A 1,814-nucleotide genomic window follows, 5' to 3' on the forward strand; every position below is an offset into this window, starting at 1 on the left:
ACTAACAAAGCTAATAACAAGCCTCCGGCGATTACTGAAGCAATCTGACCAGATACGTTGGCACCAGCTGCGTGCATTAAGATAAAGTTTTGTGGATCTTCATCCGTCGCCATTTTTTGAATTACTCGACTAGACATTGGGAACGCTGAAATACCAGCGGCACCTACCATTGGGTTAATTTTTTCTTTGCGGAACAAGTTTAATAATTTCGCAAAAAGGACGCCACCCACTGAGTCCATGATGAAGGCAACTAAACCTAGGCCAATTACCATTAAAGTATCTACTTGTAAGAACTCTGAATATTCCATTTTCACAGAAATAGCTAGACCTAAAACAATACTGATAATATTTACTAATTCATTTTGAGCTGTAATTGATAAACGATCTAAGACACCACATTCTCTTAATAAGTTACCGAACATTAAGAAACCAACTAATGGCAAAGAAACAGGTGCGATTAAACCGGCTACCACACAAATAACTACTGGGAATAAAATTTTCGCTGTTTGTGAAACTTCACCGGCGCGATAAGTCATTCTGATCTGACGTTCTTTTTTCGTTGTCACAGCTTTAATCGCTACTGGTTGAATAATTGGTACTAACGCCATATAAGAGTAGGCCGCTACCATGATTGCTCCCATGTATTGAGAGTTTAAGGTATTGGCTACGAAAATTGATGTTGGACCATCTGCGGCGCCGATAATTCCGATTGAAGCAGCATCATTAATATTGAAACCTAATAAAACCGCCACGATTACCGTGAAGAAAATCCCAAATTGGGCTGCGGCACCAAATAATAATAAGAATGGATTTTGTAATAACGGACCAAAGTCAATCATCGCCCCAATTCCAATAAATAATAGCAAGGGAAATAATTCCGTACTAATTCCGGCTTCAAACAAGACTTTAAAGGGTCCTGGTTCACCTGCTGCAGCTAAAACCCCTGAGTTAGGGAAATTTACTAAAATTGTTCCTAAGCCCATTGGGACTAATAAGGTAGGTTCATATTCTTTTTTAATTCCTAAATACATTAAGACGCCACCTACAAGCATCATAATAATACGGCCGGGCTCTTGTCCCATGCCGACTACGCCTTCAATTAGTGTTTCCACACAAGTCACTTCCTATTCATTTCAAAATTTATACTTTCATTTGTAGCTAGTTTTTTTAGCTTAACCAATTGTAATTAAAGCATCACCAGGGTTCACCATATCTCCTTGGTTAACATGAATCCCGGTAATTGTGCCTGCTTGAGTAGCAACCACTTCATTTTCCATCTTCATCGCTTCTAAAATCATTAATGGTTGGTTTTCTGCCACGACATCGCCAACGTTAACCAAAACTTTTAAAATAGTTCCTGGCATTGGTGCTGGCATGGCATCTGCTCCAGCAGGAACACTTGCGACTGCTGGTTGTGGTGCAGGAGCTGCTTCAGCAACAGGAGCTGCTGGTGCTGGTGTTGGTGCGGCAACTGGTGCTGCCGGTGCAACAGGTTGTGGCACGCCACCAATTTCTTCCATCTCTACTAAATATTCTTTTCCATCAACTGAAATTTTAAATTTGCGTAACATTATGCTTCCTCCAATTAAAATGTTTTATTAGTTTTTCTTTTGATAAATTTTTTTCACAACAAACTGACTATCTTCTGATAATTCAGCAGCTAAACTGGCCGCAATAATCGAAACTAAGCGGACTTCGGGATTTCGCTGTTGAATCTTCTTAACAACAAATTCACTTTCTGGATGATCCCCAGCAGCGATTGCCGTAGCCAGCACACTTACCAGCTCATATTCCGCTGGATCCGTTTCAATAAA

2 protein-coding genes and 1 pseudogene are annotated in these 1,814 nt (G+C 40.1%); all 3 read right to left on the reverse strand.

Annotation, left to right across the window (positions count from 1 at the left end):
- Nucleotides 1-1,112, reverse strand: a 1,112-nt coding sequence (locus M2139_RS14190; protein WP_280739511.1) for a sodium ion-translocating decarboxylase subunit beta, incomplete at its 3' end; no start/stop codon positions are given.
- Between the two features lie 60 nt (nucleotides 1,113-1,172).
- Nucleotides 1,173-1,571 carry an acetyl-CoA carboxylase biotin carboxyl carrier protein subunit gene (locus tag M2139_RS14195; protein WP_280739512.1) on the reverse strand — a complete coding sequence of 133 codons (399 nt, stop codon included), beginning with the start codon at nucleotides 1,569-1,571 and terminating at the stop codon, nucleotides 1,173-1,175.
- Between the two features lie 27 nt (nucleotides 1,572-1,598).
- Nucleotides 1,599-1,814, reverse strand: a pseudogene (locus tag M2139_RS14200) (hypothetical protein); the annotation flags it as partial.

Source organism: Enterococcus sp. PF1-24, from assembly GCF_029893325.1.
GTDB lineage: Bacteria > Bacillota > Bacilli > Lactobacillales > Enterococcaceae > HY326.

Coding starts and splice junctions, on each gene's coding strand:
- M2139_RS14195 (WP_280739512.1), bottom strand. CDS start 1,571: ATGTTACGCAAATTTAAAATTTCAGTTGATGGAAAAGAATATTTAGTA.